The organism is Nocardia sp. NPDC059236 (genome assembly GCF_042754085.1).
Classification (GTDB): Bacteria; Actinomycetota; Actinomycetes; order Mycobacteriales; family Mycobacteriaceae; genus Nocardia.
The window spans coordinates 1-1,146 of the sequence record NZ_JBHZAF010000099.1 but is presented as its reverse complement, the minus strand read 5'-3'; the positions used below and the strand labels follow the sequence as shown (position 1 = coordinate 1,146).

Annotated in this window: 1 protein-coding gene and 1 pseudogene; both read left to right on the top strand. The window is 67.1% G+C overall.

Translation table 11 applies throughout. From position 1 onward, the window contains the following. The first annotated feature begins 13 nt into the window (after positions 1–13). Positions 14–526, top strand: a complete 513-nt coding sequence (locus ACFXIV_RS48180) for a hypothetical protein (RefSeq protein WP_379421572.1) — start codon at positions 14–16, stop codon at positions 524–526. Beyond that, positions 472–618: pseudogene (locus ACFXIV_RS48175) on the top strand (DnaB-like helicase C-terminal domain-containing protein); the annotation flags it as partial. The gene ACFXIV_RS48180 and the pseudogene ACFXIV_RS48175, both read left to right, overlap by 55 nt. Positions 619–1,146 lie beyond the last annotated feature (528 nt).

Genomic DNA, 1,146 nt, shown 5'->3' with positions numbered 1-1,146 from the left:
GGACCTCCAGCATCTGCTGCTGAGGACCGACATCCGGGCCAGAGTTCGGGCTGTCGGCAACGACAGGGGCCATCCGCAGTGGACGGTCGACGTTTCAGGCGTGGAGGATCAGAAGCGCTTCCTCGAAGAGATCGGCGTTCACGGTGCGCGGGCCAAGCACGTTGTCGCAGCAGAGGAGCGGCTGCGCGAGGTGAAGGCGAACACCAACCTCGACACCGTGCCGCGCGACACCTGGGACACCGTTCGCACGGTGCTGCGGGAGCAATCGGTCACGACGCGAGCGTTCCAGGCCGCTCCGGGCACGAAGTACTGCGGCAGCGCCCTGTACAAGTCTGCTCCGAGCCGGGCGCGGCTCTCCCGGGTGGCAGACGTTCTCTCGGACGCCGGGCTGGAGATGCTCGCCACCAGCGATGTGTTCTGGGACGAGGTCGTTTCCATCGAAAGTGTCGGAGAGCAAGAGGTCTACGACGCCACCGCGAGGACGCCTACGAGAAGGAGTCCCCCCGCGCGGGCGAGGCGGACCTGATCGTCGCCAAGCACCGCAACGGCCCCACCGCCACCATCACGGTCGCCTTCCAGGGCCACTACTCCCGCTTCGTGGACATGGCGCAGACCTGACCACACGCCTCTTGCAGGGTCCAGGATTTCGCGGCACAGTCTCCGCCGCACTGGCACCAGGTTGGCACTTGTGCCAACAGGTCGAAGAGGACGGCTGAGGCGGTACGCATGGCAGCGCGTGGTATCGCCCGCGGACCGATGACTGCTCCACGAGCCGCGTTCCTCGGCGTACCTCGGCCGCACCAGGCGGCGTCCTGCATCCCACCACAGCAGCCTGCTGGCCATTGGTGCTCGCAGACGCGGGTGCCCCAAAGCCGCCGGCACCGCGGTCAGGGCCGCAGTCGCCCGCCCCTCTCGAAACGCAGTCGGAGCCGCTCCACGCAGCACCGAGGTCACAGGTTGGCAGCGCCTGGCACTCCAGCCATAGACCGTGATCTTGTTGCTGGACTGCAGTGGAGAGGGGACAGCGGTCAGTCGTCGACGAGATCGAGCTGGGCAGCACAGGCGTCCGCTACTCGAGTCCTTCGAGACGGCGGGCATCTTTGATCTCGCTGATCCTGGCAGCCGTCATCGGGGTCCACTCCCTCC